The sequence below is a fragment of the Legionella spiritensis genome (assembly GCF_900186965.1).
Classification (GTDB): Bacteria; Pseudomonadota; Gammaproteobacteria; order Legionellales; family Legionellaceae; genus Legionella_C; species Legionella_C spiritensis.
Genome location: NZ_LT906457.1, coordinates 2,926,787 through 2,941,120, shown reverse-complemented (window position 1 = coordinate 2,941,120; position 14,334 = coordinate 2,926,787). Strand labels below are relative to the sequence as shown.

Below are 14,334 nucleotides of genomic sequence, written 5' to 3'. Positions count from 1 at the left end.
AGGCTTTGCTTATGGCGGACCATGGCGACAAGTAAAAAAGGATACCTTTACTAATTTGGAGTATTTAATGAGAAGTAAATTTTTTGAGGCAAATCAAAACCATCCTGAATCAGCTATAAATGAATTACAGAAATATTTTTTATGTGAGTGGATTTCAGGTTTATGCCACTATGAATTTGATGAAAAAGGTATAGATCCGCATGATACAGTAGACGCTTTTCGAGCAATGCTTTCTGATGAAATTTCTGGTAGTGATAAGCAAGCATTTGTTGAAAAAGGTTTGTGGAATAGTATAGAAAAAGTCCGGAACATTTTTCGTGATCCCTCTCCTCAAGAAAAATTAGATTTGATTAAGTATAATGATAAATCAGGATCAGACATTAGTAGAGAGGCAGTTATTTATCATCTTAAGGATTTAGTTGAAGAAAAAATTACTGTAATAACAGAGCGCCAATTGAAACATTTATAAAAAACTTTATAAAACTATGCCTAAAGCCTGGTTATGTCAGATTAAGTCAAAACTAATTCAACTCATGTGTGTTAATTCAACTCATGTGTGAAACGGCATATTGATTTTCAAATAGTATCGGGTTGATTTACGTTCGCCTGTTTTTCTGAGCAAGTTTTTCTCAACCAAGTCTCGTAAATCTCTTGTGGTGGTGGCAATCGTAGTCCCTGTAATGCTCATATAATTTTTGGCACTCAAACCACCAGCGAACCCTTCGGGGCCTGCTCGAAATAAACGAAGCAAGACCTTTTCCTGGCGTTCATTGATCTGACTTTGAGCCTTGCGCATAAAACTGGCCTTCTCAATGATCCAATGTACCCATAAACTGGTATTTTGTTGCGCTTCAAGAACGGCTTCAGCAAACCACAATAACCAATCGTTTATGTCCAGTGTGATACTGGCCTTTCCTAACTGGTCATAATATTCTTTTCTCTTTTGTAATAATGTCTTGGCCAGGACAGTCATCATTGCATTCGGATACCCCTGAGACAAAATTTTTTCTGCTATGCCTCGACCAATACGACCATTTCCATCTTCAAATGGATGAATACTTTCAAACCATAAATGAGCAATACCGGCTCTCGTTAGTGAAGGTAGTGGGCTATTCCCATTGGGTGATGTATCTTCAAACCATTTTATTAACCGACTCATTTCAGCTGGCACAGTGTTTGATGGTGGTGCTACAAAATGAACTTTCTTCGCATAATCAGGGCCAGATACAATTTCCATTGGCTCCTCATGCGTTCGATATGCACCGACTACCTCTATACGATAAGCATGCCTCATTAATAACTTGTGCCAATGACATAAGGTTTCATGTGTCAAAGGCTCATCAATTTTGCGGTACAAATCAACCATCATCATTGCGATACTTTTCTCAGCAGGAGTCGCTTTTTTAACATCTACTGACAACCCCAGCTCTTTTTTAATAGATGACTGTACACTATCGCGATTTAAATGCTCACCCTCTATTAAAGAAGTATCCACTGCCTCAGAAGATAACAATTGTACAAATAACTCCTGTTTATCTTCCTTTGAAATGTGCTCAGACGAACCAATAATAACACCAGCATTTAAAATAAATGCGTGCTCATAACGCTCTAATTTGTCTTTATCCCAAGTAAAACTTGGCCAATTTTTTAATTGCCAGTTCCAAGCCATGATTAATAACCTTATCTTTTATTAATCATAATAGCATTTAAACGTGATTAATAAATACATGATTTATTAATCATTAAGCGTAAAATTCAAAATAGTGTCTTGTGCATATTTTGATCATTATATTTTGACAATATTGGTCGTCTACAATATTTGAGAAGTTTGTTAGTTCGCTTGTTATTTTTCTCTTATGGGCATTTTTTCTTTTAAATAGGCTTGTAACCTGTCATATAAAACAGGGCTTTTTTCTTTCATAACGTGATTGAGAGTTTTGTTTTCAATCATGGTTTGAACAAGAAGACGAATTTCCTTATCCTTTTTCTCGGCAAAATACCCGGATAATTTTTTCCGTTGCTCTACCACCTGTTCATATTGAGCCAGGATAGTATTGGGTTAATGAAAAACGTGGCTTAACCGGGTTGTACAAATTTTCTTGACCATTTCATCCAGTAGCAACCAAAAGCACGGCTACAACGCATCCACCAGCTACAACTACCAGGCCATGCCTTTGCTTAGGCTGGATGAAGTGATGCGCTTGCCTGCGGATGAAACGTTGATTACGAGGAAGGGGTTTGTGCCGGTGAAGGGAGGGCAAGTGGGTTTGGTATAGGGAAAAAATATGAGTATTTTTATTACAATTTTTGGATAAAGCGATAATGCTTAACCCATATGGTACTGCCTTATTACAGAATAATAAATAAACTTTTTGATTAAATACTATACTTATAGGGTGTGTGTTTTATATTCAATAAGTATGAGAAAAAAGTCAGATTTATTAACATCAAACATTGAGCAAGTTTCAAAAGAGAGTGGTTTTATACCAGCCACACCTGAAGCTATGGCCGCGGTTATTTTCCAAAAGAAAATTTCCAGGGCAGTAAAGACAGGTCAAAATAATTTTAATGCTTTCGTATTACAAGCCAATAATGATGATGATCAATGCGAGCTTGTTCAATTTTTAACTAAACTGAAGCAGAATATAGATAGAATACCTGATGGCACGCGTTTCCAGCTTGCTGTTGAAGCCTCTGGACATTGGTCTGCTATAGACATAATGGTTAAAGACGGAAAAGTACATTCTTTCGTTTTGGATTCAATTGATGCCTCTCCAGCCTGGATGTATCACAATGACCTTGAAAGAATTTTTCCAGATGGCAAACATTATCAATTCACTTCTTATGAGGACGAAAAACAGTTTACTCACCAAATTCAATATGGGCCGAATGGGTGTCAAGTTTTTACTGAGGATCATCTAGAGGTGCTTGCAAATCTTGATGGTAACCAGTTATACAGCGCTTTAGAAATGAAATCTCACGAGGAAACCCGAGAAATCATAAAATTTAAACACCAGGTAGCACCTGAAAAAACTGAAGTCACTTCTAATGTAATTACCCTAAAGGATTTTGATCAAGATTTGTCGTTTATGACAAGAATATTAGGCACCACTCAATCTAAAACCGCATTTGCACAACTTAGTGAAGGTATAAAATCCAGTCCTGCAAGTTCAAAAAAAAGTGATAGCGGTAATAAGAAACAAATTCTAGCTGAATATGAAGCAAACCGTTCTGGCGAAATAGAAGTCAAAGGAGCAAAAAAAATCTCAAATCTTGCAATAAATACAAAAAATGAGCGCAAGAAATTAAAAGCAGGCATATTCCTTACTGATATGACTGATACACAATTTGACCAAATACAAAAAAATAGACAAGGTTTTGCTTTTCTAGAGAATCCTTCCTTATTAAACCCTAAAAATCCTATAAGTCATATCAGAGTAAAGAACGGTTCCAAATACCTGGATAGAAATAACGAATTTTTTATTTTAAGAGAAAAAAAAGAAGGATTATTAGAATTTAGTAGAAAAATTGAATCTGTGTTTCCAAATAAAAATTTAAAAGAGAAAACAAGTAAATTTGAACGTAGTTTCTCAAGATATGAAGAATTAATTAAGATAATGAATGACCCATTTAAACATGGGATTACAGATAAAAAGGATATGATAGCTGTTGAAAAAGATCTTAAGACAGCCCGCAAAAAATTTCTTAGTGATTATTCATCATTAAACAAAGAAAATCTAAAACAATTTGCCAAATACGCAAAGAGTCTTGACAATGACCTTTTGTTAAAAAAAGAACGGGTTGAATCAAAACGTTATGTTTTCATGTTGTTTTCTAATGCAATTAGCAAAGTTTACAAATCGATAAAAAAATCAGGTGGAGATACAACTGCAATTAAAAATGCCATGTTAGCTACAAAGAACGCAATTACTGAGTTTGAAGCATCAAATGCAGTAATTGGCAGAACTATTAAGAAGGCCAGGGATGACACAAAAAAAATAAAGAGGAAAAAGTCACCTTCAATTGATGACATCCAATATTTAGAAGGGATTAAAAAGAATACAGGCCAAAAATTTGATGACGTTCATAAGAAATATGAAGCCGTAATAGATAAAATGGTGGAGGGGATAAGTGAATCAAAAAATGACTTATATAAAATAATCAGATTAATTGACAAAGAAATGTATAGGAGGACGTTTTTATATTCTGACAAAACTGAAAAAATCCATGCACTATCAGAGTTAAAGAAACATCTTGTAGAGGCATATAACAAGGAAGAAGGAATAGAATTAAAGGACGTTATGAGTACATGGAAAAAACAATACTCAGATGTTATTAAGAAGCAACGTGGTATAATATCAAAATTCAAAACCCATGATCCGGATGAATCTTCAGCCAAAAAAACAGGAACAGAAGAGTTTATTGAAGATATTGAATCGAAATTTTCAAAATTAAAACTATAATATAATCTATCAACTAAAATGTGTGATTCATAGGGTATGACCTCGCATTAATGTAAGAATATTTCTGAGTAATCTCTTCAGTTGTTTAATTTAAAATCATGCAGTACTTTTTATTTTCAATTAATTTACGTATAATTCTTTTTTAAATTATCCCAAGTGAATAGAAATAAGGTGAAAGGTCATATGCAATCCAAATTCGAGAAGTTTAATGAATTACCACCAGAACTTAAATATTGAAACCGCTCAAAATTTATCAAACCGTGATTTAGTAAACTTAGCTCAGACATCGAAATATCATTTGGCTTTGTTTAAACCTGTGATTGATGTTCGTAAATTATTGCATCATGTGACACGCGGGGAACATGATGTGGTTAAAGCGATGTTAAAGCAGGACATAAATTTAATTTTTAAACGGGGCAAACTGACCGATTGTTCTGGGCGAGAATTTGAGAACATAAGTGGCTTTGAATATGCACTGTGGGCTCTAGATAAACACATGTGGGCAGCAATGATTGAGTGCATCCCAAGTAATGAAGAAGGCAAAAAGGTATTTGCACAATTGATTGCTCAATACAACAAAGTCAACACCGACGGAGCCACTTATAGGCTTAATGGAAAAACAATCACTGAAAAGCATTTTGATTTCGAAAATACCCTCATTCAAGAGCTGCAAACGCAAGTAGATTCAATCAACGCGCCAGGAGCTAAGGATTGGGAGGCCATAGATAAGCAGTGGCGAGAAGGTGTTGGTGGTGCACAAAAAAGGCTACCTATGCATGTTGTTGATGAATACTGCTCTAATGAGCCGTTTTATCCTGTGCCTAAGTTTACCTCACAGCCAAAATCATCGAAACAATTTTATAATTGGGCTACTGATAAGGATGAAAATTGGTTTAGTGTTGATTCTAAATTGTCGGTTGATTTTGCAATATATAAAGGTCGCGGGGCGGCACGGCGGCGGGTGGGTTTGTGTGGCGCCGCGCGCCGCGATTTGGATGCCATGAAGGCATTATGTGAAGTAAGAACAAACGATTTTATCGATCTCAAATCGCAGCTTGAAAACCAGATGACGCTAGATAATCATCACCAGGTGTCTCAGATTTGACCGAATTGACATCATGTCGATGATGAAGCTCGGCGGCGTAAGCCGCCACATGCTCGTCCCAGCATGAGTCCAAAAACCATAAAAGCAACTCCTGGTATAATCAGGGTGCTACTGTTCTCACCCACCACAGACTCTTTTAATAATCATTTTTTGTTACTTTATTCGGGTGACAGTGTCATTTGGGCTTCCTATCTTCGACAGGATCATAATTTTAACCAGGCATGGTTTTTGTGTAATCCGAAGTATTATAATTTGGACGTGATTATTTCCGTTGGTTATCGTGTTCACTCAAAGCGCGGAACAGAATTTAGACAATGGGCAACATCGAGCAGACATTTGATGGGCAGGCAGTGTTCTGGGTAGAATGCCTGTAACTCATCAAACTTACGAAAGCCATGAGACAAGCAGTTGCATACAATAGTGTCATGGGTTTCAGGGATGTTATGATTTAGTGCATCACACATTTGGATGACCTTTGCATTACTCTTATGTCGCTTATTAAGAAGACGCTCCATATTTTCACCAGAGTGACGTTGGCTATTATAAAAAAATGCTATTTTATGGGCGCCGTTTTGTGCCAATATTCCTGTGGTGTACATGCCGGTACGTTTTTTATCAGGATTTAGTCTGTTGTGATGAATCGTATCTACGATTCTAAGAACAGTATTCTCATTGTGAATCAAAGAACCATTGGCCGCTAGTTTCTCTAAGGCTGGGAATACTAACAACGCACAACCCGTCAGCTCTTCCATCAATTGCCATTGGGTGGATGCCGGAATGGGAAAACCAAGAAGTGATTGAACGTATTCTTGCCGATGAAAGGGCATGCCCATGTAGTACTTTTGTAAGGCTAATATGGCTTTGAAGCTGGGATGGTATTTTTCTTTGTGCACATGGGCTGGAATATTGGTAAAAAGACTTCATTACATAAAGCGCATCGTAGCTTCTCAATCCAGTATTTATCAACAGATGCCAGATTTTGCCCTCTGATGTTAATGAGGATGCCGGGATTGACGGAATAAAGCCTGCCGCCACAGTGATGTGGGTATAATTGGCCAGCATTCAGGGACTCTAATGGAATGGTGTGTTCCTGTGCATTGATGTAGGCGGTATGCGGAAGGCGTCCATGTCCTTTAGGTTCGAGCTCATGGCACTCATCATTTGAAGGGCTGGTTTCGGATTCTTCTGCGGTGGTGTTATTCTGTTCTGCCTTTGGAGACTTATCTTGTTGTTTCGTGGTCTTATCTGCTTTGCCAAAGATAAGCCGCTTTAAATTGGATACAGTGATTTTATGTTCGATCAGTGCTCGCGGGATCCAGGAAGCCAGGCGAATACAGTCAATAACAAAAGGTTTTAATCCTTCAGGAAGATGGGATGATGGCATCAATGTAATGATTTCCTCTACCTCTTCTTGGGACTTTTCAATCACCTTCGGTAAATCTTTGTCTGGCTTCATTGGGGAATATGATTTTCTAAAAATAAGATTAAGTAATTAACAATTGAAAATCAATAGGTTACATGATATCTCGTTGATTGACGCTCTGCTGAAAATTCACGCGCAACTATCGTTTTTTTTGAATATATTTAACAAGTAACTATACTAAATTTATGTTATCCGAAAATTGATAAACTGTAGGAGTTACATTATGACCCATCATATTCCTGATGAAGACTATTCGAGTGGTAGTAATTTCGACTATAGTTCTTATCGTGATCGACATCGAGTAGTTACTCAAACTCCTGAGCAAAAGCTACTAAATGATCTGCAAGAGCAGCTTGATTCCGTAAAAAATAAAAGCGGTACAAAGCACGAGCATAAAACCAACGTACTACAAACAGCAATCAATGTGTTACAAGGTAAGGAAACACCTGAAGATCTTGTACAAGCTAAACAAGATAACCCTCGTTATAATGAGGCACTTTTTAGTAGCAAAACGGAAAAGCTTGTTGATAAGGTGTTGGAAATGATGCCTCCAACATCTGGTCATAGACTTAAATGACGTGTCATCAAGTAGTACTCCATTCAGATAAAGAATTGGAGAATTATTTTTATAGTTCTCCAATTCTTTATTTTATTGAGCAATTAAAGAACGTTTTACCCCGACAGAGTGCTATACATTTATTTCCTGAAGCAACACTAAAGTCAAACAAAGTTCCCAATGGGTTATTATTGAATAGTTTAAAAAATGAAACTCTGTTGATGCCTGCGCTGCTGCGTGATCCAGGATGCGGTTTTCTATTGTTTAAATTATTTTCTGTTGATAAAAAAAAACTGAAGTATTTAAGTCAGTCACTGATAGAATTCTGCGAAAATCTTGAAGATAGAAAACTAGAGCATAAACAATTACTGGAAGAAGTGATGGTGCACGGAGTTAGCCATCTCCATGTAACTACTTCTAAATTTGCAAATGATAAATTTTCAGTATTACTGGACTATCTTTTTATTGATCTTTCCTTAGATGAACTATGCAAAGATTTATCTCAAATAACCAATTCACTTGAAATCAAAATACCCATGGAGGAACAAAATAGTGCTTCCAGCAAAGTGGATTTATTAGGGTTTATTCATACAGGAAGTGAATATTTGCCCAAAGTTATTTTGGAACAGTGGTTTCAAAGAGCTGTAGGCTATACCTACGGCAATAATATAGCGAATATTGAGCAGATAAATATGGGGCTGTATGGCTTTAATGATAATAGCGAAGAGGCGCTAGAATATCAGCAGTGCATTTACGCCGCAATGAATTATTGCATTTACAAGCGATGGTTGCTTTTTAGTGAGTTAAAGAAATATTTGTATCATACTCACCACATAGAAATTGATATGGTGAATGATCGTTGTCATGCAGGACTTTTCAATAACAATATAGACGGTAGCTCTTACATTATACAAACCAGGGGCGTTCAGTTAGCAGAAAAAAGTGGTAATAATGTTTTTTTAATGGCTGGTCACAAAGAAAGTGTTTCATATTTATTTCAAGGGTTGAAAACAAATTATATTGGGCATGGTACAAGCTATGCAGTAGATGTAAAATTTAATTATGAGGAATCTCTGCCTTATGAGCTGAAGTATGATTTGTCTTCGATTATGGCGAATACTACACTTAATAGTAACAACATATTACCTTATAACTACAATATAGAACAACAAAGGAAGCATCTTGAGGGTATGTACTCAGCTTGCACTACTTTGTATCCAGTTTTTAACTATCAAGGAAGGTATTTAAGAGCGGTCAATTTATGACAAAAGAATCTGATCTTCCATTTTCATTTGGCTCCTTGCAGCAGGGAGACTACATTTGGTTGACTTTAACGAATCTTTGCAATATCCACTGTAAATATTGCTTTAATTATGTCTACAAAGATCATCAACATATGTCTCCGGAATTAGCAAAAAATATTATAAAAACACACTTGGTATCTTTAGACAAGAAAGGCACAGATTTATTTAAAGTTATATATTTTGGTGGTGAGCCAACACTAAACCACGACGCTCTGATTAGCACAGTAGATTTTTTAATAGAAAATGATGTGAACTGCCATCAATGTTTAATGACAAATGGTATTTATAACACAAAAACCTTTAATGCATTATTGGGCAAGGGTATTGATTTTCAAGTTTCTTACGATGGCGCAGTTGGTAATCTCCGTTATAGCAAAAACCAGAAAAAAGTTATTGTAAATGAAACAGTTGATACGATAAAAAAATTAATATCAAACCATGAGACAGTTAAAATAAGAGCAACCATTCATAATGGTAACGTTCAAAACATACCTGATCTCGTACGTTTTTGTGATAAAAATAATATTGCTTATTTGATGTGCTCTCCAATATGTGATTTTGGTGATAGCAGGAAAAATAATGTGCAACAGCCTGATGTGGATAGATATGTAGAGAGTCTACACAATGCGTATGAGCTATCTTTAAAGTATGGAGTTAATCTTGAAATACGAGGGGAGTCGTATTTTAAAAATTTAAAAAACTCCAGGCTCAATGTTCCATTTGTTTGGTTTCCAGATGGATATGTGGCTATGACTATTACCTATGCCTCTTCAAAAGAAAAAGGTGCCAATAATATTATTATTGGCAAATATGATGAATTTCAAAAAAAAATAATATTGAATAATCCATATATTGAACAAATGAAGGATAACTTCAAAAGAAACTTTGAGAAATATTGTGCAGAATGCCCCTTAAAAGATAAATGCAGGGGTGACATACATTTTACTCCATTTGCGACAGATACTTTTGATCCAAAAAGAGACTATTATTTCTGTAATATTGCAAAAAAAATGGTACAAGCTTTCCCTGACCGTTATTTTAATACTGACAATTCTGATTTTTCATACTGAGATAAAGCTCCGTTTTTGGTCACGTAGGCTTGTTGAAAGTTCATTATTCAACTTAAATCTGCCGTCTCCATCATAGGCTCAAGTATAAAATTAGCAACCTGCTGCATCGGCTTTCGTAACCGTTCATCTGCTCAATGAGCATAGAACGCATTTGGGATTAAATGGCAATATTCCAGCCAATTTTTTTAAATGATAAAACACCCGGACTAATTGAACCGGGCAATTTTAAATGGAAAAAATTTTGTCGAAGTTTGGTTGGTCTACCAATAACCGCCTGGAATAGTAATTCGAGATATTCAGGATAGTAAGGTGTACTTTCAGCAAATTTGTGTAAACTTGCTGAAGCTCTCGTTATTCAGCACGCCCAATTACACTCGTACTCTTATCCTGAAAATCATTTGAAACTTTTGAGTCATCAACAGAACATATTGTTGTATGACCTGAGGTCAGTTATGGCTAGACTCCTGCAGGAATCTTCCAGAGAATCCTGAGCTCTATTTTAACCCTATTTCCTATAACCTCAGTGATTGATGTCTATTCAATATAAGATTCTGAACACTAAAAGATATAAAATATAAATGTATTTAAATTAAATAAATTGTTTAAAATAAATCTACTCAGTGTTAAGATAGCCTTGATTTTATTATCTTTGTGATGTGTCTACGTGAAAAATCCTGATAGTCATGTTGTGCCAGAAAGCTTGGAAGGGCTTTCCTTTACCTCTTTGAAGTTGCGAGATGCCTTGCAAGTCAACCTCGTGTCTTTAGATTATCAGAACATGACACCGATTCAGGCAGAGAGTTTACCCATCATGCTGGATGGCGCAGATATCATTGCACAGGCCAATACAGGAAGTGGAAAAACCGCGGCATTTGGTTTGGCTTTATTGAATCGTTTAAATGTGGAGCATTACGCCATTCAGGCACTAGTGCTTTGTCCGACGCGTGAGTTAGCTGAACAGGTCAGCCAGGCTTTGCGGCGCTTAGCACGACTTTTATCCAATATTAAAATTCTGAATCTGTCCGGCGGTATGCCGATGCGCCCTCAGCTGGATTCACTAAGACATGGGGCCCACATTGTTGTCGGCACTCCTGGGCGCGTGCAAAAGCACCTAGACAATGAATCTTTGTCATTGAATAAATTACAAACGCTGGTTCTGGATGAAGCAGATCGAATGCTGGATATGGGTTTTTTAGATTCGATCAAAAAAGTGATTAATTTTTGCCCCAAGGCGCGACAGACTTTATTGTTTTCTGCTACTTATCCGGCTCAAATTGAGCAGCTTGCGGGTGAGTTTATGCACAATCCTCAGCGGGTGATTATCGAGAATGCGCAATCTCATCTTGATATTGAGCAATGCTTCTATGAAGTGTCACACAAGAATGATAAGTTCCCATTATTAAAATCACTGTTGCTGCATTATCGGCCCACAGCAACACTGATTTTTTGTAATACCAAAGATCAAACCGTCTCGTTATCGGGCCTTCTTTGCAACGAAGGGTTTAGCGCCATTGCCCTTAATGGGGATTTGGAACAAATTGAGCGGGACGAGGCGATGATTCGATTCAGTAATCGCAGTGCCTTGATTTTAGTGGCAACGGATGTGGCCGCACGCGGGTTGGACATTAAAGATCTTCCTACAGTCATTAATTATGATGTGGCCTTTGAGCCAGAAGTTCATATTCACCGAATCGGTCGAACTGGGCGCGCGGGCAGTAAAGGGTTAGCCTTAACTCTAACGACGCCAGCTGATGCCGAGCGACTTTGTGTGATTGAGCAAGAAACAAGAGTGTCCTTGGCTTGGGGTGACAAAAGCAAGTTAGACCCGATCAACACATCGGTTAAGTTACCAGATATGGTGACTTTGTGCATTGCTGCTGGAAGAAAAGAAAAAATTCGTCCAGGTGATATATTAGGGGCTTTAACTAAAGATGCGGGTTTGCCTGGGGATAATATTGGTAAAATTGATGTGTCCACACTTTATTCTTATGTCGCAATCAGGCGAAGTCAGGCCGATAAAGCTTATAAATATTTACAAAATGGGAAACTAAAAGGCCGTAAAGTAAATGTTCGACGGCTGCTGCCATAACATTTCAGAGCAAAGTGAGCAAATAATGCAAACAGGTATAGTAAAGCGTTTTAATAAAATTAAGGGTTATGGTTTTATTACACCCGATTCAGAAGATAAAGAGGTTTTTGTTCATTTTTCTGAAGTTCGGGCCGACGGTTACAAAGAATTAATCGAAGGGCAGCGTGTTCGTTTTAGTTTAGATAAGGGCGAACGGGGCGAATATGCTAAGCAAGTTGAAATTTTGGACAAAAGTTAAATGCTTGAATTGAGGTTTTTCACATGTTGGAAGTAAGAAGTATTGGTATGGATTTTGGAAAAAAATCCCTATTTCAAAATGTTGATTTGATCTTATTACCTACCAAGCGCTACGGCATAGTTGGGGCAAATGGAGCAGGAAAATCCACGTTTTTAAAAATTTTAGCAGGAGAAGAATCCTCGACCAGTGGCAGTGTTGAAAAGGCGAAAAGCCTTAATGTTGGGATATTAAAGCAAGATCATTTTCGATACGAAGACGATTCGCTTCTGGATGTGGTGATTCAAGGAAATGCAAGCTTATGGGATGCACTCACTGAAAAGGATAAAATCTATGCCAGTGATGACTTTACCGAAGAAGATGGCTATCGAGTGAGCGAGCTTGAAGAACTTATCATGCAACAAGGAGGCTATGAGGCAGAATCTACGGCCAAAAATTTATTGCTTGGTTTAGGTATCGCTGAAAAATTCCATAATGGCCCACTAAGCGCCTTATCTGGCGGATATAAGCTGCGCGTTTTGCTGGCGCAAGTTTTGTTTCAAAAACCAGAAATCATGCTGCTCGACGAACCAACGAACCATCTGGACATTTTATCAATAGCCTGGCTTGAGCAATTCTTAAAAACATCTTTCACTGGGTTGCTCATTTTCATTTCACATGATCGTGGTTTCCTCAACAACGTGTCGACCAATATTCTAGATATTGATTACGATACTATTCAAAATTATCCTGGTGATTACGATCAATTTGTTGCCGCTAAAAAAGAAAGACTTATTCTGAAACAGAGTGAATTAAAAAATAAGCAAAAGAAAATTGAGGAAATGCAAAACTTCGTGGATCGATTTGGGGCAAAGGCAAGCAAAGCCGCTCAAGCAGCTTCTCGTCAAAAAATGATTGATCGCATAGAAATGGTTGAGATAAAAGATTCCAATGTTTTTAAACCGTATTTTAATTTTCAACCAAAAAATCCGTCCGGTAAATCAGTTATCAAAGTTGATAATATTCATAAACAATTTAATGAAAAGATTTTATTAAAAGAGGTTGCGTTTAATATTAATCGCGGCGACAAATGTGCAATTATTGGGCCTAATGGCATCGGTAAATCAACCTTATTAAAAATTTTATTGAGTGAGCTTCAACCGGATCGAGGTTGTTTTGAATGGAGCGAGACGGTTAAAGTTGGGTATTTTTCACAAGATTATCGACTGCAGTTGGATCCGACTGAAACTGTATTAGAGTGGATGGAAGAGCAAGTTGTCGCCACTTCTCAGGAGATCAGGAAAGTGCTAGGCCAGGTTCTATTTCGCGGCTCAGATGTTGATAAGAAGATTGGGTTGTTAAGTGGTGGTGAATCGGCAAGATTAGTTTTGGCCAAATTAATTTTGGAAAAACACAATGTTCTGATTCTTGATGAGCCAACCAACCACCTTGATCTTGAGTCTATTGATGCCTTAGTAGAGTCCATCCAAACTTTTCCAGGAGCCGTGTTATTCGTAAGTCATAATCGCCATTTCATCGACAGTATCTCAACCCGGATTCTAGTCTTAACCGAGCGGTACGGTGCTCAAAATTACCTCGGTAATTATAAAGATTATCTTGCTCAGTTTGGAACGGATTATCTCGCGACAGCCTAACCAATATTATCTTCGCAACTGTATTGAATTATGACTCTGTCAAAAATTTTTTTAAAAGTTGCAGCAAGTCATATTCTAGACGTAGTTAGACTGCCAATTATAAACTTGTTTCCAGGCAGGGTGTCATGCTCTAAATGGCTTTGTTGCTTAACGATCTGCGCAGTTTTGTTTCACCATATTTAGGCAGATCTGTAGCTTTGAGGCATTCCCAAGGATGTCATTTTATTAAGCGCCCCACAAGCTAATTTAACCTCCTGTTTTTGTCGCTTGATATCTCTGGCATTCAGCGAGTCGCCAAACATTTTCTTATAACGCTGCACCCCTAATTCTGAGTAATTGCGACGACCATATGTTAGCGACAGGAATGAGTCTCAAAGAAAGTGAGCTTTTTTGCCTTTGATTCTGGCATATGACAGAAAAAATCACTTTTATAAGGATAAATTATAGTTTTTGTA

Annotated in this window: 14 protein-coding genes and 2 pseudogenes; 11 read left to right on the top strand and 5 right to left on the bottom strand. The window is 37.1% G+C overall.

The window, feature by feature from the left end; genetic code table 11:
• Positions 1 to 67 precede the first annotated feature (67 nt).
• Entirely contained in the window at positions 68 to 469 is a 402-nt protein-coding gene (locus tag CKW05_RS13410; RefSeq protein ID WP_058483017.1) for a hypothetical protein, read from the top strand.
• Positions 470 to 550: 81 nt separating this feature from the next.
• Here CKW05_RS13410 and CKW05_RS13405 read toward each other — a convergent pair whose 3' ends face one another.
• Both CKW05_RS13405 and CKW05_RS13400 read right to left on the bottom strand, forming a co-directional pair.
• A complete protein-coding gene (locus tag CKW05_RS13405) occupies positions 551 to 1,669 on the bottom strand; it encodes a Fic family protein (RefSeq protein ID WP_058483018.1) in 1,119 nt (372 codons plus the stop codon).
• 174 nt (positions 1,670 to 1,843) lie between these two features.
• Complete coding sequence (locus CKW05_RS13400; protein WP_058483019.1) at positions 1,844 to 2,029, bottom strand: hypothetical protein; 186 nt, start codon at positions 2,027 to 2,029, stop codon at positions 1,844 to 1,846.
• 139 nt (positions 2,030 to 2,168) lie between these two features.
• Between CKW05_RS13400 and CKW05_RS15635 the strand changes: the two genes are divergently transcribed.
• The 4 genes and pseudogenes from CKW05_RS15635 (at position 2,169) to rhuM (ending at position 5,931) form a co-directional block, all read left to right on the top strand.
• Entirely contained in the window at positions 2,169 to 2,276 is a 108-nt protein-coding gene (locus CKW05_RS15635) for a hypothetical protein (RefSeq protein WP_408607011.1), read from the top strand.
• 144 nt (positions 2,277 to 2,420) lie between these two features.
• Positions 2,421 to 4,463, top strand: a complete 2,043-nt coding sequence (locus CKW05_RS13395; protein WP_058483020.1) for a hypothetical protein — start codon at positions 2,421 to 2,423, stop codon at positions 4,461 to 4,463.
• 183 nt (positions 4,464 to 4,646) lie between these two features.
• Positions 4,647 to 5,568, top strand: a pseudogene (locus CKW05_RS13390) (F-box protein).
• 63 nt (positions 5,569 to 5,631) lie between these two features.
• Positions 5,632 to 5,931, top strand: coding sequence for a RhuM family protein (rhuM, locus tag CKW05_RS15650; RefSeq protein WP_456298518.1), 300 nt, complete (start codon positions 5,632 to 5,634; stop codon positions 5,929 to 5,931).
• On the opposite strand, the gene CKW05_RS15575 is transcribed toward rhuM, so the two are convergent.
• Complete coding sequence (locus CKW05_RS15575) at positions 5,853 to 6,401, bottom strand: IS66 family transposase (protein ID WP_058483021.1); 549 nt, start codon at positions 6,399 to 6,401, stop codon at positions 5,853 to 5,855. The genes rhuM and CKW05_RS15575 overlap by 79 nt on opposite strands.
• Before the next feature lie 17 nt (positions 6,402 to 6,418).
• Positions 6,419 to 7,024 (bottom strand): hypothetical protein, encoded by a 606-nt coding sequence (locus CKW05_RS15570; protein ID WP_231950612.1) that lies wholly within the window; start codon positions 7,022 to 7,024, stop codon positions 6,419 to 6,421.
• Positions 7,025 to 7,214: 190 nt separating this feature from the next.
• On the opposite strand from CKW05_RS15570, the gene CKW05_RS13365 reads away from it, so the two are divergent.
• The 6 genes from CKW05_RS13365 to CKW05_RS13340 all read left to right on the top strand — a co-directional run bounded on the left by CKW05_RS13365 (position 7,215) and on the right by CKW05_RS13340 (position 13,879).
• Positions 7,215 to 7,568, top strand: a complete 354-nt coding sequence (locus tag CKW05_RS13365) for a hypothetical protein (RefSeq protein ID WP_058483022.1) — start codon at positions 7,215 to 7,217, stop codon at positions 7,566 to 7,568.
• A gap of 170 nt (positions 7,569 to 7,738) precedes the next feature.
• Positions 7,739 to 8,812, top strand: coding sequence for an RtcB family protein (locus tag CKW05_RS13360; protein ID WP_157737726.1), 1,074 nt, complete (start codon positions 7,739 to 7,741; stop codon positions 8,810 to 8,812).
• On the top strand, positions 8,809 to 9,921 hold the full coding sequence (locus CKW05_RS13355; protein ID WP_058483024.1) for a radical SAM protein: 1,113 nt from the start codon (positions 8,809 to 8,811) through the stop codon (positions 9,919 to 9,921). The genes CKW05_RS13360 and CKW05_RS13355 overlap by 4 nt, the downstream gene beginning before the upstream one ends.
• Before the next feature lie 664 nt (positions 9,922 to 10,585).
• Positions 10,586 to 12,010 (top strand): ATP-dependent RNA helicase DbpA, encoded by a 1,425-nt coding sequence (dbpA, locus tag CKW05_RS13350; protein WP_231950610.1) that lies wholly within the window; start codon positions 10,586 to 10,588, stop codon positions 12,008 to 12,010.
• 25 nt (positions 12,011 to 12,035) lie between these two features.
• The gene (locus CKW05_RS13345) at positions 12,036 to 12,248 is read left to right on the top strand and encodes a cold-shock protein (RefSeq protein ID WP_058483291.1); all 213 of its coding nucleotides are present in this window, start codon (positions 12,036 to 12,038) and stop codon (positions 12,246 to 12,248) included.
• A gap of 23 nt (positions 12,249 to 12,271) precedes the next feature.
• Positions 12,272 to 13,879: an ABC-F family ATP-binding cassette domain-containing protein gene (locus tag CKW05_RS13340; RefSeq protein WP_058483025.1), complete on the top strand. Its 1,608-nt coding sequence runs from the start codon at positions 12,272 to 12,274 to the stop codon at positions 13,877 to 13,879.
• A gap of 179 nt (positions 13,880 to 14,058) precedes the next feature.
• On the opposite strand, the pseudogene CKW05_RS13335 reads toward CKW05_RS13340, so the two are convergent.
• Positions 14,059 to 14,229: pseudogene (locus CKW05_RS13335) on the bottom strand (IS5-like element ISLlo3 family transposase); the annotation flags it as partial.
• Positions 14,230 to 14,334 lie beyond the last annotated feature (105 nt).

Bases quoted from the DNA above. Each gene is read 5' to 3' on its own strand.
- CKW05_RS13345 (WP_058483291.1), top strand. From the start codon at position 12,036: ATGCAAACAGGTATAGTAAAGCGTTTTAATAAAATTAAGGGTTATGGT.
- rhuM (WP_456298518.1), top strand. From the start codon at position 5,632: ATGAGTCCAAAAACCATAAAAGCAACTCCTGGTATAATCAGGGTGCTA.
- CKW05_RS13410 (WP_058483017.1), top strand. From the start codon at position 68: ATGAGAAGTAAATTTTTTGAGGCAAATCAAAACCATCCTGAATCAGCT.
- CKW05_RS13355 (WP_058483024.1), top strand. From the start codon at position 8,809: ATGACAAAAGAATCTGATCTTCCATTTTCATTTGGCTCCTTGCAGCAG.
- CKW05_RS15635 (WP_408607011.1), top strand. From the start codon at position 2,169: ATGCCTTTGCTTAGGCTGGATGAAGTGATGCGCTTGCCTGCGGATGAA.
- CKW05_RS13340 (WP_058483025.1), top strand. From the start codon at position 12,272: ATGTTGGAAGTAAGAAGTATTGGTATGGATTTTGGAAAAAAATCCCTA.
- CKW05_RS13395 (WP_058483020.1), top strand. From the start codon at position 2,421: ATGAGAAAAAAGTCAGATTTATTAACATCAAACATTGAGCAAGTTTCA.
- CKW05_RS15570 (WP_231950612.1), bottom strand. From the start codon at position 7,024: ATGAAGCCAGACAAAGATTTACCGAAGGTGATTGAAAAGTCCCAAGAA.
- CKW05_RS15575 (WP_058483021.1), bottom strand. From the start codon at position 6,401: ATGGGCATGCCCTTTCATCGGCAAGAATACGTTCAATCACTTCTTGGT.
- CKW05_RS13365 (WP_058483022.1), top strand. From the start codon at position 7,215: ATGACCCATCATATTCCTGATGAAGACTATTCGAGTGGTAGTAATTTC.
- CKW05_RS13405 (WP_058483018.1), bottom strand. From the start codon at position 1,669: ATGGCTTGGAACTGGCAATTAAAAAATTGGCCAAGTTTTACTTGGGAT.